Annotated in this window: 22 protein-coding genes and 1 pseudogene; 9 read left to right on the top strand and 14 right to left on the bottom strand. The window is 63.8% G+C overall.

What is annotated here, in order from left to right:
- Window positions 1-3 precede the first annotated feature (3 nt).
- On the top strand, window positions 4-813 hold the full coding sequence (locus QF118_RS11990) for a sulfotransferase family 2 domain-containing protein (RefSeq protein WP_282299291.1): 810 nt from the start codon (window positions 4-6) through the stop codon (window positions 811-813).
- Here the strand turns inward: QF118_RS11990 and QF118_RS11985 are convergent.
- From QF118_RS11985 to QF118_RS11970, 4 genes are all read right to left on the bottom strand, one after another.
- Entirely contained in the window at window positions 800-1840 is a 1041-nt protein-coding gene (locus QF118_RS11985; RefSeq protein ID WP_282299290.1) for a glycosyltransferase family 2 protein, read from the bottom strand. The two genes, QF118_RS11990 and QF118_RS11985, sit on opposite strands and share 14 nt — an antisense overlap.
- A gap of 66 nt (window positions 1841-1906) precedes the next feature.
- The gene (rpsI, locus tag QF118_RS11980; RefSeq protein ID WP_282299289.1) at window positions 1907-2395 is read right to left on the bottom strand and encodes a 30S ribosomal protein S9; all 489 of its coding nucleotides are present in this window, start codon (window positions 2393-2395) and stop codon (window positions 1907-1909) included.
- Window positions 2396-2397: 2 nt separating this feature from the next.
- Window positions 2398-2856 carry a 50S ribosomal protein L13 gene (rplM, locus tag QF118_RS11975; RefSeq protein ID WP_282299288.1) on the bottom strand — a complete coding sequence of 153 codons (459 nt, stop codon included), beginning with the start codon at window positions 2854-2856 and terminating at the stop codon, window positions 2398-2400.
- Between the two features lie 230 nt (window positions 2857-3086).
- Complete coding sequence (locus QF118_RS11970) at window positions 3087-4481, bottom strand: aminotransferase-like domain-containing protein (protein WP_282299287.1); 1395 nt, start codon at window positions 4479-4481, stop codon at window positions 3087-3089.
- Between the two features lie 95 nt (window positions 4482-4576).
- On the opposite strand from QF118_RS11970, the gene QF118_RS11965 reads away from it, so the two are divergent.
- Together QF118_RS11965 and speD are read left to right on the top strand one after the other, a co-directional pair.
- The gene (locus QF118_RS11965) at window positions 4577-4804 is read left to right on the top strand and encodes a DUF1127 domain-containing protein (RefSeq protein ID WP_282299286.1); all 228 of its coding nucleotides are present in this window, start codon (window positions 4577-4579) and stop codon (window positions 4802-4804) included.
- 73 nt (window positions 4805-4877) lie between these two features.
- Window positions 4878-5309, top strand: a complete 432-nt coding sequence (gene speD / locus QF118_RS11960) for an adenosylmethionine decarboxylase (RefSeq protein WP_282299285.1) — start codon at window positions 4878-4880, stop codon at window positions 5307-5309.
- 73 nt (window positions 5310-5382) lie between these two features.
- Here speD and QF118_RS11955 read toward each other — a convergent pair whose 3' ends face one another.
- Window positions 5383-5829 carry a PaaI family thioesterase gene (locus QF118_RS11955; RefSeq protein ID WP_282299284.1) on the bottom strand — a complete coding sequence of 149 codons (447 nt, stop codon included), beginning with the start codon at window positions 5827-5829 and terminating at the stop codon, window positions 5383-5385.
- 24 nt (window positions 5830-5853) lie between these two features.
- Between QF118_RS11955 and QF118_RS11950 the strand changes: the two are divergent.
- The 3 genes and pseudogenes from QF118_RS11950 to gluQRS form a co-directional block, all read left to right on the top strand.
- A pseudogene (locus QF118_RS11950) lies at window positions 5854-6645 on the top strand (enoyl-CoA hydratase); the annotation flags it as partial.
- 39 nt (window positions 6646-6684) lie between these two features.
- Window positions 6685-8055, top strand: coding sequence for a methylenetetrahydrofolate--tRNA-(uracil(54)-C(5))-methyltransferase (FADH(2)-oxidizing) TrmFO (gene trmFO / locus QF118_RS11945; protein WP_282299282.1), 1371 nt, complete (start codon window positions 6685-6687; stop codon window positions 8053-8055).
- Window position 8056: 1 nt separating this feature from the next.
- On the top strand, window positions 8057-8899 hold the full coding sequence (gene gluQRS, locus QF118_RS11940) for a tRNA glutamyl-Q(34) synthetase GluQRS (protein WP_282299281.1): 843 nt from the start codon (window positions 8057-8059) through the stop codon (window positions 8897-8899).
- Here the strand turns inward: gluQRS and hisI are convergent.
- Complete coding sequence (gene hisI / locus QF118_RS11935) at window positions 8896-9252, bottom strand: phosphoribosyl-AMP cyclohydrolase (protein ID WP_282299280.1); 357 nt, start codon at window positions 9250-9252, stop codon at window positions 8896-8898. The two genes, gluQRS and hisI, sit on opposite strands and share 4 nt — an antisense overlap.
- Window positions 9253-9323: 71 nt before the next feature.
- Here hisI and QF118_RS11930 point away from each other — a divergent pair, with 71 nt between their 5' ends.
- Window positions 9324-9773, top strand: coding sequence for an iron-sulfur cluster assembly scaffold protein (locus QF118_RS11930; protein WP_282299279.1), 450 nt, complete (start codon window positions 9324-9326; stop codon window positions 9771-9773).
- Between the two features lie 56 nt (window positions 9774-9829).
- On the top strand, window positions 9830-11233 hold the full coding sequence (locus QF118_RS11925; protein WP_282299278.1) for a methyl-accepting chemotaxis protein: 1404 nt from the start codon (window positions 9830-9832) through the stop codon (window positions 11231-11233).
- A gap of 171 nt (window positions 11234-11404) precedes the next feature.
- Here QF118_RS11925 and QF118_RS11920 read toward each other — a convergent pair whose 3' ends face one another.
- From QF118_RS11920 to sciP, 5 genes are all read right to left on the bottom strand, one after another.
- Window positions 11405-11527 carry a hypothetical protein gene (locus QF118_RS11920; RefSeq protein WP_282299277.1) on the bottom strand — a complete coding sequence of 41 codons (123 nt, stop codon included), beginning with the start codon at window positions 11525-11527 and terminating at the stop codon, window positions 11405-11407.
- A 224-nt stretch (window positions 11528-11751) separates the two neighbouring features.
- Complete coding sequence (gene recG / locus QF118_RS11915; protein ID WP_282299276.1) at window positions 11752-13842, bottom strand: ATP-dependent DNA helicase RecG; 2091 nt, start codon at window positions 13840-13842, stop codon at window positions 11752-11754.
- Entirely contained in the window at window positions 13839-15953 is a 2115-nt protein-coding gene (gene ligA / locus QF118_RS11910; protein WP_282299275.1) for an NAD-dependent DNA ligase LigA, read from the bottom strand. The genes recG and ligA overlap by 4 nt, the downstream gene beginning before the upstream one ends.
- 65 nt (window positions 15954-16018) lie before the next feature.
- Window positions 16019-16735 carry a response regulator transcription factor CtrA gene (gene ctrA / locus QF118_RS11905; protein WP_282299274.1) on the bottom strand — a complete coding sequence of 239 codons (717 nt, stop codon included), beginning with the start codon at window positions 16733-16735 and terminating at the stop codon, window positions 16019-16021.
- Window positions 16736-16841: 106 nt separating this feature from the next.
- Window positions 16842-17120: a CtrA inhibitor SciP gene (gene sciP / locus QF118_RS11900; protein WP_282299273.1), complete on the bottom strand. Its 279-nt coding sequence runs from the start codon at window positions 17118-17120 to the stop codon at window positions 16842-16844.
- 123 nt (window positions 17121-17243) lie between these two features.
- Here sciP and mnmA point away from each other — a divergent pair, with 123 nt between their 5' ends.
- Window positions 17244-18386, top strand: a complete 1143-nt coding sequence (mnmA, locus tag QF118_RS11895) for a tRNA 2-thiouridine(34) synthase MnmA (protein WP_282299272.1) — start codon at window positions 17244-17246, stop codon at window positions 18384-18386.
- A 186-nt stretch (window positions 18387-18572) separates the two neighbouring features.
- Here the strand turns inward: mnmA and QF118_RS11890 are convergent, their stop codons facing one another.
- The 3 genes from QF118_RS11890 to lpxD are packed head-to-tail and all read right to left on the bottom strand — an operon-like array spanning window position 18573 to window position 21163.
- Window positions 18573-19781: a beta-ketoacyl-[acyl-carrier-protein] synthase family protein gene (locus QF118_RS11890; protein WP_282299271.1), complete on the bottom strand. Its 1209-nt coding sequence runs from the start codon at window positions 19779-19781 to the stop codon at window positions 18573-18575.
- Complete coding sequence (locus tag QF118_RS11885) at window positions 19778-20038, bottom strand: acyl carrier protein (RefSeq protein WP_282299270.1); 261 nt, start codon at window positions 20036-20038, stop codon at window positions 19778-19780. Before QF118_RS11885 ends, QF118_RS11890 begins: the two co-directional genes overlap by 4 nt.
- Before the next feature lie 33 nt (window positions 20039-20071).
- On the bottom strand, window positions 20072-21163 hold the full coding sequence (gene lpxD / locus QF118_RS11880) for a UDP-3-O-(3-hydroxymyristoyl)glucosamine N-acyltransferase (RefSeq protein WP_282299269.1): 1092 nt from the start codon (window positions 21161-21163) through the stop codon (window positions 20072-20074).
- Between the last annotated feature and the right edge of the window lie 31 nt (window positions 21164-21194).

Genomic DNA, 21194 nt, shown 5'->3' with positions numbered 1-21194 from the left:
CCCGTGATCATCAGCCACAAGCACCGCTATATCTTTCTGCATTGCCGCAAGACCGCCGGCAGTTCGATCAGCGTGTCGCTGGCGCGCGATCTGGGCCCTGATGACCTGATGCTGTCGGCGCTCAGCGAAACCATGGCCGAAGGCATCGCCATCCCGCAGCGCGTGACGCAGGCCGCCAGGGATCAGCTGAAAACCCAGCCGCTGTTTCAGGACACCAGCAAACGCCTGGCGCTATGGGGGCTGGGCAGCGAAAAGGCCCGCCAGCACGCGATAAAGAAACTGGCGCTGCAATACTACCGCGACAAACTGGATGAACCGCAGCCGCAGCATTCCTATGCCAGCAGCATCGCCCGCGAATTTCCCCGCGAATGGGCCGAATATTCCAAGTTCTGCGTCGTGCGGAACCCCTGGACCAAGACCGTTTCGGATTACTTCTGGCGCATCAAGAACAGCGCGAATCCCCCTGATTTCGCTGAGTTTGTTGCCGCCATAGAACGCGGGGATTCTCTGGGCGATATCGTGCGCGTGCGCTATCACGACAACTGGCCGCTTTACACCATCGACAATGAAATCATCGCCGATGAGGTGGTCCGGTTCGAAGACCTAGTGCCCGGCCTGACCGCCGCCTGCGCCCGCCTGAACATTCCCTTTGACGGCTGGCTGCCGCGCGCCAAGGGCAATCACCGCCCCAAGTCCGGCAAGAAGGCCGATCCGCTGTCCTTCTACACGCCCGAGCTGCGGGACACGGTCGGGCGGCTGTACGAAAAAGAGATCGAAACCTTTGGCTATACCTTCGGGCCTACCAGCGCATAAGGCCAAGGTCGATCAACTGCTGGGGCCCTTGATAGCGAACGCTTTGCGCGTCGAGAAAGCCGTCGTCCCGCCCCTCCATCGCCTTTAGCAACTGCGCATAGCCGTGGTACTTGCGCGCGCCATGGGCATGGGCGCCCTGCGTGATCGCGCGCGTGATCTTGTCCGCGAATTGCGCGGTAAAGACGAAATGCGCCAGCGTCAGCAGCACAGTCGAAGACGGCGGTTTGCTGGCGTTGTGGCTGCCGACCTGGTGGCAATCGGCGCTGCGCAGGATCAGCGGCGTCTTGTGCCGGGGCGAGGTCTGGCTTTGCTGGTCGCGCCGCACCCGCGCCGGCATCCAGATCTTGTGCCACCCGCGCCGGATCAGCGGCGGCGTCACATTGTACTGCGCATAAAGATGCGCGGTCTTTGACTGGCCCATCAGCCGGGGCCGCAGCGCGCCGGGCGTCAGATCCACCAGCGCCTCGGCCTGGAAATGCGGATAGGCGGCGATCAGCCCTTGGAAACTGTCCGGCAATTCGCCTTTCAGCCCCTGCACCCCGCGCGGGAAAAACTCGACCACCGAGGCAACGGCGGCAAATGCCCCATCGTCGCGCAACCGGTCAACCACCTGAGCAACCGAAGTGACGCCCGGCGGCAGGATCAGGAATTCATCCGCATCGACATAGGCGACAAAGGCATTGTCAAAGAACAGATGCGGCAGCGCGATCTTGAAATAGGTGCCGGCCCGTTCCACCCGGGTCCTGCCCTCGGGGTCGGTAAAGCGCAGCTCTTGCCCGAACCCCAGATCCGAGCGCATGACAATGCAATCGGACTGGGCACTAAGATGTTCAAAGGTGCCGTCCGTGCTGGCGTCATCCCAGATCAGGAACTGTTCGAACCCGATGCTGCGGTAATGCGCCAGGAAGGCGGGCAAAAAGCCCATCTCGTTCTTCATCGTGGAAAACAGGGTCAGCCGGGCCGGATCGACCTGCCCGCTGACCACCCGGGCCAGGCGGCCCGCATCCTTGATCGAAACATCCAGCATGATGCCCCCTTAACGCGAAAAACCCGCCTGTGAAAGGCGGGTTTTTGCAAATCGTATGGCGAAGGTTTAACGCTTCGAGAACTGGAAGGAACGGCGTGCCTTGCGCTTACCGAACTTCTTGCGTTCCACCACGCGGCTGTCGCGGGTCAGGAAGCCAGCAGCCTTCAGCGCGCCGCGCAGGCTGGGATCGTACAGCTGCAGCGCCTTGGAGACACCGTGCTTGACCGCACCGGCCTGACCGGACAGACCACCGCCCTTGACGGTTGCGAAGACGTCGAACTGGTCTTCGACACCGGCGACGGTGAAGGGCTGGCGCAGGATCATCTGCAGCACGGGACGGGCAAAATACTTGCTCATCTCTTTGCCGTTGACGGTGACCTTGCCGGAACCCGGCTTGATCCAGACGCGGGCAACCGCATCTTTGCGCTTGCCGGTTGCATAGGACCGGCCCAGCTCGTCACGGACGGGCTCGCGCGGGGCTTCGAGGACGGGAGCAGCGGCAACGGTGCCTGCGGCTTCGCCCAGCTCTTCCAGAGAATTGATCTGATCAGCCATGATTACACCCGCGTGTTTTTCTTGTTCATCGACTTGACGTCCAGCACTTCGGGCGACTGTGCCTCGTGCGGATGCTCGGCGCCTGCATAGACGCGCAGGTTGGTCATGATCTGGCGCGACAGACGGTTGCCCGGCAGCATGCGCTTGACCGCCTGCACCACGACGCGCTCGGGGTGTGCACCCTCGAGGATCTGCTGCTTGGTGCGGGATTTGATGCCACCGGGGTGGCCGGTGTGCCAGTAAAAGTGCTCATCGCGCTTGTTACCGGTCATCTGGATCTTGTCCGCATTGATGATGATGACATTGTCACCACAATCCATGTGGGGGGTGAACGACGGCTTGTGCTTGCCGCGCAGACGCATGGCAACGATCGAGGCAAGACGGCCCAGAACAACGCCCTCGGCGTCGATCAGGATCCATTTCTTCTCGATGTCTGCCGGAGTCGCAGAGAAGGTTTTCATGGGTATATCCGTTTTTCGTTGGAGAAGAGCCGCGCCCAGCGGCACGCCCCCAAATTCCGATGGGCGGGTTATATAGACGCCAAACCCACAGTCAAGCGCGACTTTTCCGGATTTTTCATTGCAAAACAATGACTTGAAATTACGGTATCAGAATACCTCATGTTTTCGCGCAATTTCCAAGCCGCCGCCCCGAGTCAGCCATCACGCTGCGCCCGGCAACGCCCCGGCGTTCATACCGCGATGCGTTCGGGCGGATGATCCAGCAGATGGCGCAGGCGCTGCATCGCCGCCTCGAAACTGGCGTGCGACACATGCGCGTTGATCGCCAGCCGCACCGCATGCGGGGCCTGCCCATCCCGCAGCGCGAATTCATCGGCATTGCGAAGCTGTACGCCTTCGGCCTCGGCGGTCTGGACAAAGGTGCTGGCGCGCCAGCCATCCGGCAGGGTCAGCCACAGAAAGGGCACATCCTCGTGCCAGCGCAGATCATACCCGCCAAGGGTGTTCACCGCGATCCGCACATAGGCGCCAAAGGCCTCGCGCACCTTGTCCATCAGACCATAGGTTTCGTCCCGGGTCAGGATGTCCTGGGTCAGATGCGCCAAAGGCAGGGCCAGGCCAAAGAACCCGTGTTCCGCCGTGCGGCGCAGGTCGGCCCGCCGGCTTTGCGGCGCCACGGCAAAGCCCACCCGCAGCGACGGCGTCAGGCATTTCGAAAAGGACGACACGTGCCAGCCCTGGTCCGGCAACAAGGCCCGGTACGACGGCGCCCGCGCCATGCCCAACCGGTAACAATCGTCCTCAAGCACGTGGAACCCGTTGCGCCGCGCCACATCCGCAATCTGCTCGCGCCGCGCCTCGGGGGTGCAGATCCCGGTCGGATTGTGCACTTCGGGACTGGTACAAAGCAGCTGCGCCTTGTGCCGCTGCGCGATTTCCTCCAGCGCGGTTGGTACAATCCCCTGCCCGTCCATCGGAACCGCGACCACTTCGGCGCGCAGCAGCTCGGCCGCGCGGCGAAACCCGGGATAGCTCAGCTCCTCGACCATGACCACCGGGCGGGGCCCTTCCAGAACCGCCTGCATCACCAGCGAAATCGCCGACTGGCCGCCATGGCTCAGAACGATATCCTCGTTGGCCACATGCCCCAGAACCGCCCCCTCAAGCCAGCGCAGAACCGCCTGCCGCGCCGGAGCAAAGGCCTGGGCGCTGGGATAGTTCAACAGATCCTCGGGCGGCCGTCCGGCCAGCCGGGCAAAGGCATCATGCAGCATCGCAACCTGCCCGACATCGGGAATGCGCGGCGTGAAAAGCCTCACCTGGTCGGTATCTTGCGCAGTATGATTGGCCGGCCAGGACACCCCTGAGCGGGCGCGGCGGCGCTGTGCCACAAAGGTGCCGCGCCCCACCGAGGCCTCCAACACCCCCTCGTCGGTCAGGATGGTATAGGCCCGCGCCACCGTCCCCGGCGTGATCTTGAGCGTCCAGGCCAGATCCCGCACCGGTGGCAGCTTGTCACCCTGCCCCAGACTGCCGCCATCAATCGCCCCGCGGATCGCCTCGGCGACCGCGCGATATTTCGGACCAGCCGTCTGCAAATCATAAAGACGTGAAATTGTATCCATCACAATTATTCTCTCGACCCGGTACAATTGCCAGTGTATCCCAATTTGTACCCAATACGTACAACTTGTGTCAATACAATTAACAGGAGTTTCCCATGTCACACATCGCAACGCGTGACGCGCTGTCCTTCCTCGATGCGGCCCATCCCCTGCCGCCGCTGACGACATTTGCCCTTCGCGTTGCCGTGGTCACTGCCAAATGGGCCCAGCATCGCCGAACCCGAAAGGCCCTCGGCCAGCTGGACGACCACTTGCTCAAAGACGTGGGACTGGATCGGCGCTCAGCCCAAAGGGAGGCGCGTCGCATGTTCTGGCAAGGGTAAATCCCTGCCCTGCCAGACCTCTTCCTTGGGCGCGGGGTCTTCCTGCGCCCCTTTTTCATGCTACAAGAACCGCATGAAGGACAGCCCTCCCGCCGATCCGCGGCCCGATCACTTCCGCCTCGAAGGCGGCGCGCTTTTCGCCGGCACCCACCTGATCATCGATCTGCTGGGCGGCAGCGGGCTGGACGACGAACAGCGCATCCAGCAGGCCCTGCGCGACTGCGCCGATGCCTGCGGCGCCACCATCTTGCACCTGCACACCCACCGCTTTTCCCCGCAAGGCATCACCGGCATCGCGGTTCTGGCCGAAAGCCACATCTCGGTGCACACATGGCCGGAAATCGGCTACGGCGCCTTCGACATCTTCATGTGCGGCGATGCCGAACCGCAAAAGGCCCTTCCCATCCTGGCCCGCGCCTTTGCCACGACCGACCTGCGCGTCACCCCGCTGCGGCGCGGTGAAAATCTTGGCCCATCACATCAACACCGCCTGCCAACCCCTTGATCTTCTTCTTGGTCCCAATACTCCTGGGGTGAGGCCGCAGGCCGAGGGGGCAGCGCCCCCTGTGCGCCCCGCATCAACCGCGCGCCGGCGGGATCGAATAGGTCAGGCTGGCATGGGCCACCGGCTTGTCACTGCCTTCGCTGAACAACAGCACATCGGTGACCGAAAGGGCGCGCCCCAGCTTCAACACCTTCGCTTCGGCCAGCAAGTCCTTGCCAGCCTCGGGTTTTCGCATGAAATCGATCGAACAATGCGTGGTCACCGCCAGCGCCTGTTTGCCGACAAAGGCCATGGTCGCCACATAGGCCGCCACATCCGCCAGGCTGAACATCGCCGGCCCCGACACCGTGCCTCCGGGCCGCAGGTGCCGGTCGTCCGCATGCAACCGCATCACCAGCAGGTCCTTGTCCAACCGGTCGATCCCGAACATGCCCCGCACCTGGGGAAACACCTCGTCGAGATAGGCCGCCATTTCCTCTGCGTCGATCTTGATATCCACCGCTTGTCCTTTCGCTTTCATGACAGCTAAGCTGCCCCAAACGAGGAGGACAAGATGCAACTTCTGGAACGTCGCGATACCAACGGGGTCGCCCACCTGCGCATGAATGCGCCCGAACGGCTCAATGCCCTCTCGGACGAGATGCTGGCCGCCTTGCAGGCGCAGATCGACGCCCTGAGCCAGGACCGCGACACCCGCGTCGTGGTGATTTCCGGCGCGGGCAAGGCGTTCTGCGCCGGACACGACCTGAAACAGATGCAGGCCGGGCGCCAGGCCGAGGATGGCGGCAAGGCCTATTTCGCTGATCTGTTTGCCCGCTGCGCCAAGGTGATGACCGGGCTGCAGCGCCTGCCGCAGCCGGTGATCGCCCAGGTCCATGGCATCGCCACCGCCGCCGGGTGCCAGATGGTCGCCTCGTGCGACATGGCGGTGGCGGCACAGGGCACGCGCTTTGGCGTAAACGGTGTGAACATCGGGCTGTTCTGCTCGACGCCGATGGTGGCCCTGTCGCGCAACATCGGGCGCAAGCGCGCCTTTGAAATGCTGACCACCGGGCAGTTCCTGTCGGATACCGAGGCGGAAAAGCTGGGGCTGGTCAATCGCATCGTCGCCGCCGACCAGCTGGACAGCGCCACGCAAGAGCTGGCCGAAACCGTCGCCTCAAAGCTGACCGCCGCCGTCAAGATCGGCAAGGCGTCGTTTTACGACCAGCTCGAAATGGGGCTGGACGACGCCTATGCCTTTACCGGCGCGGCAATGGTGGAAAACATGCTGTGGCGCGATACCGACGAAGGCATCAGCGCCTTTCTGGAAAAGCGCAAACCGGACTGGGCGTGACACCTTGGCAGGGCGCGCGCCTTGCTCTACATGCGGCGCATGACACATACACTTCATATCGTCGGCGGCGGAATGGCCGGGTCCGAGGCCGCCTGGCAGGCCGCGAACATGGGCGTGCAGGTTGTCCTGCACGAGATGCGTCCAAAGGTGAAGACCTTTGCGCATCAGACTGGAAACCTTGGGGAAATGGTCTGCTCCAACTCGTTCCGGTCGGATGACCATGAACAGAATGCCGTGGGCCTTCTGCACTGGGAAATGCGCCAGGCCGGCGGGTTGATCATGCGCACCGCGCAGGAACACCGCCTGCCCGCAGGCGGTGCGCTGGCCGTCGACCGCGAGGCCTTTGCCGAAAAGGTTACATCCACGCTAAGGGCCCATCCCAACATCTCGATTTCCCACGAAGAAGTGGTTAACCTGCCAGACGACGGCCAATGGATCTTTGCCACCGGGCCGCTGACCTCGGCCGGGCTTGGCGAAGCGATCCAGCGTGAAACCGGTGCCGACCGGCTGGCGTTTTTCGACGCCATCGCCCCCATCGTCTATGCCGAAAGCATCGACATGTCCGTGGCCTGGCGCCAGTCGCGCTATGACAAGGGCGAAACCGAGGAAGAGCAGAAGGCCTATATCAACTGCCCGATGACCAAGGACCAGTACGAGGCCTTCATCGACGCCCTTCTGGCGGCTGACAAGACCGAGTTCCACGAGGGCGAGACCGCCGGTTATTTCGACGGCTGCCTGCCGATCGAGGTCATGGCCGAACGCGGCCGCGAAACCCTGCGTCACGGTCCGATGAAGCCCGTGGGCCTGACCAATGCGCACAAGCCCGATGAAAAGGCCTATGCCGTGGTGCAGCTGCGCCGGGACAATGCGCTGGGGACGCTGTACAATATCGTCGGCTTCCAGACAAAGATGAAGTACGGCGCGCAAACTGCTGTTTTCAAGACGATTCCCGGACTGCAGGATGCCTCTTTCGCGCGACTGGGCGGCATTCACCGCAACACCTTTCTGAATTCCCCGACGCTGCTGGACAACCAGATGCGCCTGCGCTCACGGCCGAACATCCGCTTTGCCGGTCAGGTCACGGGTGTCGAAGGCTATGTGGAAAGCGCCGCCATGGGACTGCTGGCGGGCCGTATGGCGGCCAGCGAGATCCTGGGCCGCGCCTTGCCCGTCGTGCCGCAGGACACCGCCCACGGCGCCCTGATCCACCACATCACCGGCGGAGCCGAGGCCAAGACCTTTCAGCCGATGAACGTAAACTTCGGCCTGTTCCGCCCGCTCGAAGCCAGCGGCATCAAGGGCGGTCGCCGGGGCCGCAAGGACCGCTACAAGGCCTACACCGACCGCGCCAAACAGGCCTGGACCGGCTGGCTGGCCGATCAACATGAAGGCCAGGCCGCAAGCACCTGATATGACATTCGTTACGCGGTTTGCCCCTTCGCCCACCGGACCCTTGCATCTGGGCCACGCCTATTCCGCCTTGTTGGCGCATGACATGGCGCGCAAGGCCGGCGGGCAGTTCAGGCTGCGGATCGATGATCTGGATCAAAGCCGGTCGCGGCCCGAGTGGGAAAGCCAGATCCTGGACGATCTGAGCTGGCTTGGCATCACCTGGAATGGCCCGGTGCGCCGCCAGTCGGACCACTTTGACGACTACCGCCAAGCGCTTGAAAACCTTGCGGCCAAGGGCGCGGTCTATCCTTGCCGCTGCAAGCGCCGCGATATCGAGGCCGCGGTTTCCGCCCCGCAAGAGGGCGTGCGGCAATATGGCCCCGACGGGTTGATCTATCCCGGAACCTGCCGCCATCGGCCCTATGCCGACCGTCAGCCGGGCGATGCCTTGCGGCTGAACCTGGACAAGGCCTGCGGGCGGCAGATGCCCGCCTTTGACGAAACCGGCCCCGCCCACGCCGGGCGCCACGAGGTCACCGCCGAGTTCCTGAAAACCCGTGTCGGCGATCCCGTTCTGGCGCGCCCCGGGATGGCCGCATCGTACCATTTCGCCGTGGTTCTTGATGATGCCTCGACCGGGGTCACCCATGTGATCCGGGGCGAAGATCTGTTTGAAGCCAGCTACATACAGCGGTTTCTTCAATGGGAATTGGGGCTGCCGTCCGTGCAATACCATCATCACCGACTGATCCGCGACGATGCCGGCAAGCGACTTGCCAAACGCGACGACGCGCGTGCTATCGCCAAGTACCGCGCCGACGGCGCGACCCCCCAAGACATCCGCCAAATGGTCGGGCTTTAGACCATCGGCGCCATCAGCTCGGTCTCTTCTCCGACCACCGAAGTATAGAAACACGACCGGCGGTTGGTGTGGCAGGCGGGCCCGGTCTGGCGCACAACCGCCAGCAGGCAATCGCGGTCGCAATCGACCCGCAAGTCGACCAGTTCCTGCACATGGCCCGAGCTTTCGCCCTTGACCCAGAACGCCTGCCGCGAGCGCGACCAATAGGTGACCCGCCCGGTCCCCAGCGTCCGCGCCACGGATTCGGCATTCATCCAGGCCATCATCAGCACCTCGCCGGTGCCCTCTTGCTGGGCGATGCAGGGGATCAGCCCGTTTGCGTCATAGACCAAGGTCGAAGGATCGAAGGACATGTGTAAAAACCATTTTGCTTGTGGCACCTGCGCGCCTATCTAGAAGGAAGACGGAAGAAGGGAAAGTCGCCATGGCCGAAACAGACCTGATCAAGCTGTATTCCAGCCGCATATTGGAACTGGCGGCGGATATCCCGCATCTGGAACGACTTGAAGATCCGGACGCAACCATAAAGAAACGCTCGCCTCTTTGCGGATCGACCGTGACAGTCGACATCAAGATGACTGATGGGCGTGTCAGCGCATTTGGCCAGGACGTCAAGGCCTGCGCCCTGGGCCAGGCGGCTGCCTCGGTGGTCGGCTCGGCGATCCTTGGCTGCACCGAGGCGCAGATCACCCAGGCCCGCGACGCCCTGCGCGCCATGCTCAAAGAGGACGGGCCAACGCCGCCTGCGCCCTTTGACGGGCTCGAGGTGCTGCGCCCCGCCGCCGCCTACAAGAACCGCCATGCCTCGATCCTGCTGTCGCTCGACGCCGCCTGTGAAGCCAGCGCCAAGGCCCGCGAGGCGCACAGCGCTTAATCACTTGTTTGCGAAAGCCCTGTATCCATCCTGCTGACGTTTTCAAAGGCAGACGGATGCAGCAGCCCAATAATCTATCCCTTCCCGACGCCGCCCAGCGGCTGGCCAAACTGACCGAGGACGCCACCGGCCTTGGCCGGGAAACCGTTGATATCGGCGGGTTTCTGCACGATCTGGATGATCGCTGTCGCAGCCAGATCGAACGCCTGGACCACGTCAAACGCAACACCGGGGATCTTGCCGCAACCAGCGCCCAGATGCTTGAGGCGGTGCAGCGCATGGCGGGTGCGGCGGATGACGCGCTGGAACGGGTGCGCCTGTCGACCGGGTTGCTGGGCGAAACCGGTGAAAAATCGCAGGCCTTGGCCGAATGGGTCCGTGCGGTGCACGCCCAGGGCCCCGAGGTCGAGGATATGCTGCTGGCGATCCAGGTCTCGAATTCCGAGATTTCGGATATTTCCTGGCAGGTCAAACTGTTGGCCGTCAACGCCAAGATCGAAGCGGCGCGCGCCGGACACGCCGGCAAGGGGTTTTCCATCGTCGCCGATGCGGTCAACGAGCTTAGCCAAAAGACAACCACCGCCGCGGATGCAATCTCTGGCACGGTCAAGAAGCTGTCGGAATGGATGGGCGCGCTGCACCGCGGCGCCGAAAGCACGTCAAAAACCGCCGAGGCCGTGCTGAACCGCAGCGCCGATGCCGACACCGCCCTGACCAATATCGAATCCCGCGTGGCCGAGCTGCAGGGCGACGCGCACGAACTGACCAAGGCCGCCAGCCGCGCCCAACAGGCGGTGGATTCGGTGGCCCCCGCCATCGAGGACATTGCCAATTCGGTCACCGATGTGGCCGCAGGCGTCGACCAGGCCAGCACGCGCTGCGACAGTCTGGTGGACGGCTCGGAATCGATCTTGCAAGAGGTGGTCGCCCTTGGCGGCAACGGTCAGGACGGGCCGATGATCACCATGGTTCAGGACCTGGCCGGGCGCATCAGCGAAGCCTTTGAAAAGGCCGTTGCGACCGGACAGATAGGAATGAACCAGCTGTTCAGCAGCGACTATCGCCCCGTCCCGGGCAGTGATCCGGAACAGGTTCTGACCCCCTTTACAGCGCTGACCGACGCCGTTTTGCCGGACATCCAGGAACCCGTTTTGGCGCTGGATCCGCGCATCGTGTTCTGCGCGGCGGTCGACCGGAACGGCTATCTGCCGACGCATAACACAAAGTTCGGCCAGCCACAGGGCGATGACCCGGTCTGGAACGCCGCGCATTGCCGCAACAGGCGCATCTTTGACGACCGCGTCGGGTTGAAGGCGGGGCGCAGCGAACAGCCCTTTCTGCTTCAGGTCTATCGGCGCGACATGGGCGGCGGCACCTTTGTCATGATGAAGGACCTGTCGGCGCCAATTTTTGTCCAGGGGCGGCATTGGGGCGGGCTGCGATTGGCCTACAAGTTCTGAAGCCCAAAAAAAACCGCCGCGCTCTGGAACAGAGGCGGCGGAAAGTGGCGCGTTGTCAGACGGCCGGGGCCAGGATTTCGGCCGCAGGCAAGCAGACCGAAGGGGACAGGCGGAACGCATCGGGACAGGATGATGCGGCCCAGGGCCCAGGCACGTAACGCAGGCAGAAACTCAGACGAGCGAAGGCAGGTGAAGCACCCCCATGAGGATCACCAGCAAGGACAGGGCGCCCACCGCATCCTGCCACAGGGTGGCATTCGGGCGATTCAGGGCAGTCTTGACAGTGTCGATCATGTTATGTTCTCCCACGTTCCCTTGAGTTGCCTCTTTGTTCCCATATTGTTTACCTGTTGTAAAGAACTTTATGAGAACAAAGAGGAACAAACTGGAACCATCCCATGGATGCCGCTGTTCAGTTCACTTCCCCTGGCGGTCCCGGCTTCCCCCCGGACAATCGCCAACGCGCGCGCCAACTTCCCCTTGGCGCGCGCGTTTTGCTTTGCAAATCCAGTGGGTTGTCAGCCGACACCGATCAGGCGGATCGCCTCGTCCTGGCGCATCAGCCACAAAAGGTGGCGCGCCGCCTTGCCGCGGGGGGTTTCCAGCGCCGGGTCTTCGGCCAGCAGGCGCCGCGCGTCGCTTTGCGCCACCGCCATCAACGCCGCCTGCCGTTCCAGATCCGCCACGCGGAACCGCGGCAGGCCTGATTGCGCGGTGCCGATCAGGTCCCCCGCCCCGCGCATTTCCAGATCAACCTCGGCGATGCGGAACCCGTCATCGGTTTCGCGCAGGGTGGTCAGACGCTTCAGCCCACCTTCGGACAAGGGCGATTGATACATCAGCAAACAGGTCGAAGCCGCCTCGCCGCGCCCGACGCGCCCGCGCAGCTGGTGCAGCTGCGCAAGGCCAAAAATCTCGGCCCGCTCGACCACCATGATCGAGGCATTGGGCACGTTCACGCCAACCTCGATCACCGTCGTCGCCACCAGCACGCTGGTCTTGCCGGCGACGAAATCGGCCATGGCGGCGTCCTTGACGTCATGCGGCATCTGGCCATGCACCAGCCCGACAACGCCGTCCCCAAGGGCGGCGCGCAATTGCTTGAACCGCGCTTCGGCGGCGATCAGGTCCGAGGCCTCGCTTTCCTCGACCAGCGGGCAGACCCAATAGGCCTGCCGGCCCTCGGCGATGGCGGCGCGCAGGTGATCGACCACCTCGGCCATCCGCTCGGTCGAGACAAGCGCGGTCTTTACCGGCGTCCGCCCGGGCGGCTTTTCATCCAGAACCGACACATCCATGTCACCATATTGGGCCAGCGCCAGGCTGCGCGGGATCGGCGTGGCGGTCATCACCAAAACATCCGCGCCCTGCCCCTTTTTGCCCAGTTCAAGCCTTTGCCGCACGCCAAAGCGGTGCTGTTCATCGACAATGGCCAGGCGAAGATCATGAAATTCAACGTCTTTCTGGAACACAGCATGGGTGCCGACCAGGATCTGGATGTCGCCGCGCGCCAGCGCCGCCAGCTTGGCCTTGCGGTCCGCGCCCTTGTCGCGCCCGGTCAAAAGCTCGAGCACGACACCGGCCGATTCCGCCAGCGGTTGCAGCCCTTCAAGATGCTGGCGCGCAAGGATTTCCGTAGGCGCCATCATCACGCCCTGCCCGCCCGCCTCGACCGCGACCAGCAGCGCCATGAAGGCCACCAGCGTCTTGCCGGCGCCGACATCGCCCTGCAAAAGCCGGTTCATCTTGTCGGGTTTGGCCATGTCCTCGGCGATTTCGCCCATCGCACGCAGCTGCGCGCCGGTCGGCTTGTAAGGCAGGCTTTTCAACACCTTGGACTGCAAACGCCCGGTCCCTTTGGTGACGATCCCGCGGGTCTTGCGACGATCCGCCCGCGCCAGCGCCAGCGTCAGCTGATGCGCCATCAGCTCGTCATAAGCCAGGCGTGCGCGTGCAGGCGCCGTGGCGGTCAGATCGTCCATGGATGACGGCGCATGGGCGCGGCGCAGCGCCTCGGCCCAGCCGGGCCAGCCCTCTTGTCGGGCCTGCGCCCCGTCGATCCATTCCGCAAGCTCTGGCAGCCGGGTCAGCGCATCCGCCATCGCCTTGGCCATGGTTTTCTGCGTCACCCCGGCGGTCAACGGATAGACCGGTTCGAACTGCGGCAGATCCCCCGCCTCGTCCGGCGTCAGCACGTGTTCGGGGTGCACCATCTGCGGCACGCCATCGAACAGCTCGACCCGCCCGGACACGATGCGCTTTTGCCCGGTTGGCAGGATGCGCTGCAGGTAATCGGGGCGCGGATGGAAGAACACCAGCTGAAACCGTGTCTGGGCGTCGTCCACCTCGATCCGGTAGGGCGCGCCGCGTTTTGACGGCACCCGGTGCTGGGCCACCGTCACGGAAACGGTGACCACGCCGGGCAGATCGGCCCCCTGCACCGTGTCGCGCAGCCGCCGGTCGATGATCGCATAGGGCAAGGTGTACAGCAGGTCGCGCGGCGCCAGGATGTCCAGATGTTCCAGCGCCTGCGCGGTCTTGGGGCCGATGCCCTCAAGCCCCTTGATGTCGGCAAACAGCGGCCACAGGATTTCCGGCCGCCCCGTCATCCGCCGATCAACTCCAGCCAGCCGTCTTCATCCAGAACCGTAAGCCCCAGTTCCAGCGCCTTTTTTTCCTTGCTGCCCGCGCCCGGGCCCGCCACCACGATATCGGTTTTCTTCGAAACCGAACCGGCCACCTTGGCGCCCAGGGATTCGGCGCGGGCCTTGGCCTCGGCGCGGGTCATCTTTTCCAGCGATCCGGTAAAGACCACGGTCTTGCCGGCCACCGGGCTGCCCTCGGTCGCGGGGCGTTCGGCGGGTTGGATATCCAGATGCGCCACCAGCCGGTCGATCGAGGCGCGCTCGGCTTCCTGGTTCATGGCAGAGACCAGCGACTGGGCCAGGACCTTGCCGACCCCGTCGATCGACAGCAGTTCGTCCCAGGCCGGGCCTTCCAGCGCGGCGGCGTCAACCATGGCCTGTTCGAACTGCGCCCAGGTGCCATAGTGACGCGCCAACAGGTTCGAGGCGCTTTCCCCCACATGCCGGATGCCAAGGGCAAAGATCACCCGGCCAAGCGCGATCTTGCGGCGTTCATCAATGGCGTCGAACAGGTTGTTGGCGGATTTCTCGCCCCAGCCTTCGCGGTTCTTCAGCTGCTGCAGGCCGCTGCCGTATTTCTGTTTCAGATCAAAGATATCGGCGGGTTCCTTCACCCAGCCGTCGGTGTGGAACTGTTCGACCTGGCGGGCGCCCAGCCCTTCGATGTCAAAGGCCGCGCGCGATACGAAGTGCCGCAGCTTCTCGATCGCCTGGGCCGGGCAGATCATCCCGCCCGAACAGCGCCGCACCGCGTCGCCCTCTTCCCGGATCGCGTCCGAGCCGCACTCCGGGCAGGTCTTGGGAAAGTCATAGGGCTGCGCGCCCTCGGGCCGTTTCGACAGGTCGACATCGGCAATCTTGGGGATCACGTCGCCGGCGCGGTAAACCTGCACCCAATCGCCGATGCGAATGTCCTTGCCGTCGCGGATCGGCTGGCCTTCGCTGTCGCGCCCGGCGATATAGTCTTCGTTGTGCAGGGTGGCGTTGGACACCACGACGCCGCCGACGGTCACCGGCGTCAGGCGCGCCACCGGGGACAGCGCGCCGGTGCGGCCGACCTGGATGTCGATGGCTTCCAGCCGGGTCCAGGCCAGTTCGGCCGGGAATTTATGCGCGATGGCCCATCGCGGCGTGGTCGAGCGAAAGCCCAGCCGCCCCTGCAACGCCAGATCGTCGAGTTTGTAGACCACCCCGTCAATGTCATAGCCAAGGGTGGCGCGTTGTTCCTCGATCCGGGCATAATGCGCCAACATCTGCTGCGGGCTGTCGCAGCGGACGGTCAGGTCATTGGTTTCAAAGCCCAATTCCGCCAGCCGTTCAATCGCGCCCATCTGGGTTTGCGCCAGCGGGGCGGAAACCTCTCCCCAGGAATAGGCGAAAAAGCGCAAGGGGCGTTCGCGCGTGATGGCGGGATCAAGCTGGCGCAGGCTGCCGGCGGCGGCATTGCGCGGGTTGGCAAAGGTCTTGCCCCCCCGCTCGGCCTGGCGGGCGTTGAGCGCGGCAAAATCCGCGTGGCTCATGTAGACTTCGCCGCGCACTTCCAGAACCTCGGGCGCGCCGGTCAACCGGTGCGGGATATCGGCGATGGTGCGGGCATTGGCCGTGACGTTTTCGCCCTCGGCCCCATCGCCGCGGGTGGCGGCCTGCATCAACACGCCGTTTTCATAGCGCAACGACAGGGACAACCCGTCGATCTTGGGCTCGGCCGTGTAATGCAGCGGATCGGTCTCGGCCAGCCCCAGGTAGCGGCGGATGGATTTGTCGAAATCCACGATATCGGCATCGTCGAAGGCATTCGACAGCGACATCATGCGCACAGCATGACGAACCTTGGAAAAGCCTTCGGCAGGGGCCGCACCAACCTGATCTGACGGGCTGTCGTCGCGTTTCAGATCGGGAAACAGCGCCTCGATCGCGGCATTGCGCTGTTTCAGCCGATCATAGTCGGCATCCGAAATCTCGGGGGCATCCTGCGTGTGATAGGCTTGGTTGGCTTGCGCCAGAACCTGCGCAAGCCGGGCCAGTTCGGCACGCGCCTCGTCCTCGCTCAGCGCCTCTACGGTCTTTTCGGCCATGTCTTTGCCCCTTACGCCCTATCACTCATCCGAGTGATAGGCGCGCAACAAGGCAAGGTCCAGTATCAGGCGCTGGCAGCCAGCCGCTTGGGTTCATCCTGGCTGGGATCGGGATCGCGCAGCACATAGCCGCGGCCCCAGACGGTTTCGATATAGTTGTCGTCACCGGTCGCCTCGGACAGTTTCTTGCGCAGTTTGCAGATGAAGACGTCGATGATCTTCAGCTCGGGTTCGTCCATGCCGCCATACAGGTGGTTCAGGAACATTTCCTTGGTCAGGGTCGTCCCCTTGCGCAGGCTGAGCAGTTCCAGCATCTGGTATTCCTTGCCGGTCAGATGCACCGACTTGCCGGCCACTTCGACCGTCTTGGCATCCAGGTTGACCGAAATCTTGCCGGTGCGGATGACCGACTGCGAATGCCCCTTGGAGCGGCGGATGATCGCGTGGATGCGGGCAATCAGTTCGTCCCGGTGGAACGGTTTGGTCATGTAGTCATCGGCACCGAACCCGAATCCCTTGATCTTGCTCTGGGTGTCATCCTCGCCCGACAGGATCAGGATCGGCGTTTCGATTCGTGCGACACGCAGCTGGCGCAACACCTCGTGGCCGTTGATGTCCGGCAGGTTCAGGTCAAGCAGGATCAGATCGTAATCATACAGCTTGGCAAGATCGATTCCCTCTTCGCCAAGGTCGGTCGCGTAGACGTTCAAATTGGCATGGGACAGCATCAATTCGATGCTTTTGGAGGTCGTGGGGTCGTCTTCCACCAGTAGGATGCGCATTGATTGTCTCCGGGCTTGTTCCTCAGGGTTGAACATACCCTGTCGGATAATAGTTAACGCGACATTACCATATCCATCAGTATAGAAACAAAATTTCCTTTGCAACTTATGGTTGACGATATTTTTGCACCCGGGTGGCTTTAAGCGCATCCTCGCCATGGCGGGCCGAGGCGCGAACCCAGGCCATCAGTTCCTCGGCGCTCAGACCATAGCGTTCCATGGCGTGATCGCTGGTGATCAGGCCAAATTGCACGGCCTTGACCACGGCAGCCTTGCGCGAGGCGACCCAGCGGCGCGTTTCGGCCGGGGGCAGATCGGCCCGTGTCATGACGCTGCCGTCGGGCAGCTTGACGGCGCGCGGTCCTTCGATCTTTTTCAGGTACATTCCAGTCATCCCCTAATTCGGATTGGGGCCATCAAGCCACGGACGACTTAACACCGACTAAAAGCGCCTCTTGAGAGTAGGTCGAATTTTCCTATATTCCGGGCTAATCCCAAGGAGATCGCCATGCCTCTTGATCCGGCCCCCCTGAATTCGCTGGGCCTGCCCAAGCCCCCGTCCGAAACCCGCGTCGTTGTCGCCATGTCCGGCGGCGTCGACAGTTCGGTCGTGGCCGCGCAGCTGAAGGACGAAGGCTATGACGTCATCGGCGTGACGCTGCAATTGTATGACCACGGCGCGGCGCTGGCCAAAAAGGGCGCCTGCTGCGCCGGGGTCGACATCCACGATGCCCGCCGCGTCGCCGAGGAAATGGGCTTTCCCCACTATGTCCTTGATTACGAAAACATCTTCAAGGATGCGGTGATCGAGGAATTCGCCGAAAGCTATCTGGGCGGGGCCACCCCTGTGCCCTGCATCCGCTGCAACGAGCGGGTGAAATTCAAGGATCTGCTGGAAACCGCCAAGGATCTGGAGGCCGATTGCATGGCCACCGGTCACTATATCCAGCGCAAGATGGGCGCGCATGGGCCCGAGCTGCACAGCGCCGCCGATGCCAACCGCGATCAAAGCTATTTCCTGTTTTCGACCACGCCGGAACAGCTCGATTACCTGCGCTTCCCGCTGGGCCACCTGCCGTCCAAGGACGCCACGCGCGCTTTGGCGGCGAAATATGGCCTGGCAGTGGCGGACAAACCCGACAGCCAGGACATCTGTTTCGTGCCCGATGGCGATTATGCCAAGGTGATCGAGAAACTGCGCCCCGGTTCGGCCGAACCCGGCGAAATCGTGCATGCGGACGGGCGCGTTCTGGGCACCCACCGCGGCGTGATCCACTATACCATCGGGCAAAGGCGCGGCCTGGGCATCGGCGGGCTGTCAGAGCCGCTTTATGTCGTGCGGCTGGACGTGGACAGCAAGCAGGTGGTCGTCGGGCCAAAGGACATGCTGGCGACCCGCACCATCCCCGTGCGCGAGATCAACTGGCTGGGAGACGAGGCCTTTACCTCTCGGGCCGAATGGCACCTGGCGGTCAAGGTCCGCTCGACCCGTCCGCCGCGCGAGGCAATCGTGCGCCCGATTTCGGACACCGAGGCAACGGTCGAGCTGCTGAGCCCCGAAGAAGGGGTAAGCCCCGGACAGGCCTGCGTTTTCTACGACCCGGACAGCAGCCGCATCCATGGCGGCGGCTGGATCTGGCGCGGCTACTGAAAGCGTTCGAGTCCAGTCCAGACGGCGGAGCGAGGGGCGCTGCCCCTCGCGCTCCCCGGGATATTTTCGGCAATTGGAAGCAGGGACGCGGGCCTGTAACGGGCCGAAACGCCAGCCACGGGCGGCCCGAGGAGAAGGCCGGAGGCCGTCGACGAGACAGTCTGTGCGCGTCAGCGCGCCATCAGGTCAGACCCGGCCAAGCGCGAGCACGGCGTTGAGGCCACCAAAGGCAAAGGCATTGGTCAGCACGACGTCGACCTGCGCATCGCGGGCCTCGTTCGGGACCACGTCGAGGGCGCATTCCGGGTCCGGTTCCTCGTAGCCGATGGTGGGCGCGATCACCCCGTCGCGCAGCGCCATGATGCAGGCCAGCAGTTCCACCGCCCCGGTGCCGCCGATCAGGTGGCCGTGCATGGATTTGGTCGAAGAGATCATCAGGCTGTCCGCGTGGGTGCCAAAGACATCCGCCACAGCGGCGCATTCCGTCTTGTCATTGGCGGTCGTGCCGGTGCCATGGGCATTGATATATCCGACCCGGTCCTTGTCGATCCTGCCATCCGCCAGCGCGCCGGAAATGGCGCGCGCGGCCCCCTGTTTCGAGGGCATGACAATGTCGGCGGCGTCCGAGGTCATGGCAAAGCCAAGCACTTCGCACAGGATATCCGCGCCGCGTGCCCTGGCGTGTTCGTAATCTTCGAAGACGAAGATCCCCGCGCCTTCGCCCTGCACCATGCCGTTGCGGGTGGCCGAAAACGGCCGGCAGGCGTCCTTGGACATGACGCGCAGCCCTTCCCAGGCTTTGACCCCGCCAAAGCAGAGCATGGATTCCGACCCGCCGGTGATCATGGCGCGGCACATGCCGCTGCGGATCATCTGAAAGGCCTGGCCCATGGCGTGATTGGACGACGCGCAGGCCGTCGCCACGGTAAAGGACGGACCCTTGAGGTTGAATTCCATGCTGACATGGCTGGCGGCGGCGTTGTTCATCAGCTTGGGCACGACAAAGGGGTGGACGCGGTTCTTGCCCTCTTCGTAGACGGCGCGATAATTTTCGTCCTGGGTGGTCAGACCGCCGCCCGAGTTGCCCAGCACCACGCCCGAGCGATGCGCCAGTTCGCCCTCGAAGCAAAGCCCCGACTGCGCCATCGCCTCGCGGGCGGCAAGCAGGGTGAACTGGGTAAAGCGGTCATAAAGCGACAGCTGCTGGCGGTTGAAGACCGCTTCGGGTTCGTAGCCCTTGACCTGGCCGCCGATGCGTATGGCCAGGCGTTCAACGTCGCGAAATTCCAGCGCGCTGATGCCGCAGCGCCCTTCGCGCATCGCCTGCAAGGTGTCGGGCACGGTCTGGCCCAGGGCGTTGATCGTCCCGGCCCCGGTGATGACGACGCGGTTCACCCGGTCTTCTCGGCGATCAGCTTTTCGATCCCCGCGACGATGCTGGCCACCGTGGAAATGTCGAAATCGCTTTCGGACGGATCGTTGGCGTTGAACGGGATCGAGATGTCAAAGGCCTCTTCGATGGCAAAGATGGATTCGACCAGGCCCAGGCTGTCGATCCCCAGGCTTTCCGGAGTGCTTTCAAGCGCCACGTCGGACGGCTCGAGCATGGCTTGCTCGGCGATGATTTCGATCACCTTGTCTGTGACTGTCATGATCTTGCCCTGTCTGCATGTGATGCGGGTGATTTAGTGCTTCACCATCAGGTTGGAAACCGCTTTCTTCAACTCCGCGACGTCGCGGAACAGGCGCGGCAGGCGGCGCAGACCCTTGTAGGATTCGATGTGGCTGTCCATTTTCATCGCCGGATACCCCAGCATGACGCGGCCCGCCGGCACGTTCGACAGGACCACCGTGGCGCCCCCCAGAATGGCGCGATCGCCAATCACCAGGTTGTCCGACACCCCCGACTGGCCGCCCAGAACCACGCCGTCACCGATGCGCGTGCTGCCCGCGACGCCGACCTGGGCGCAGATCATGCAATCCTTGCCGATCTGTACGTTGTGGCCGATCTGAACGAGGTTGTCGAACTTGCAGCCATCGCCGATGCGCGTGGCGCGCACGGTGCCGCGGTCGATGCAGCTGTTGGCGCCCAGCTCGACATCGTCGCCGATCTCGACCCCGCCAAGGCTGTGGATGCGCGCCCAGCTTTGGGTGACGTCGGTGCCATCGGCGCCCAGCGTGGCGCGCGCCTTTTCGACGCCCGAGGGCTCTGGCGTGACAAAGGAAAAGCCGTCGGCGCCAACCACGGCGCCCGGCTGGGCGATGAACCGCGCGCCGATGCGCACCCGCGCGCCGATGCGCACGCCGCTGTGCAACAAGGCGCCCTCGCCCAGCTCGGCCTCCCAGCCGATCAGGCATTGCGGGCCGATCACGCTGCCGGCGCCGATGCGCGCCCCGGCGGCGATCACCGTCATCGGACCAATCGACACATCCGCGCCAATCCGGGCCGAGGGATCGACGACGGCGGTGGGATGAATGCCTGTGCCATAGCCCTGCCCCGGGTCCATCATCGCCGACAGCCCGGCCATGGCAAAGCGCGGACGCGGCGCCATCAGGGCCGCCTTGAGGCCCATCGCGCGCCAATCCGCCCCTTGCCACAGCATGGCCGCCTGGGCCGCGCCCTGCGGCAGCGCCTCGGCGAATTCCGGTTTCATGGCCAGCGCCAACTGGTCGGCGCGGGCGCTGGCGGGCTCGGCCAGGCCGACAACCTCGATCGTGCCGTCCCCTTCAAGCAAAAGCCCGAGGGACGCGGCAATCTGGGACAGGGTATAAGGCATGGCGACTCCGGACTATGCGCGCCAGACCGGG

Source organism: Tropicibacter oceani, from assembly GCF_029958925.1.
GTDB lineage: Bacteria > Pseudomonadota > Alphaproteobacteria > Rhodobacterales > Rhodobacteraceae > Pacificoceanicola > Pacificoceanicola oceani.
This window is presented reverse-complemented; position numbering and strand designations above follow the sequence as displayed.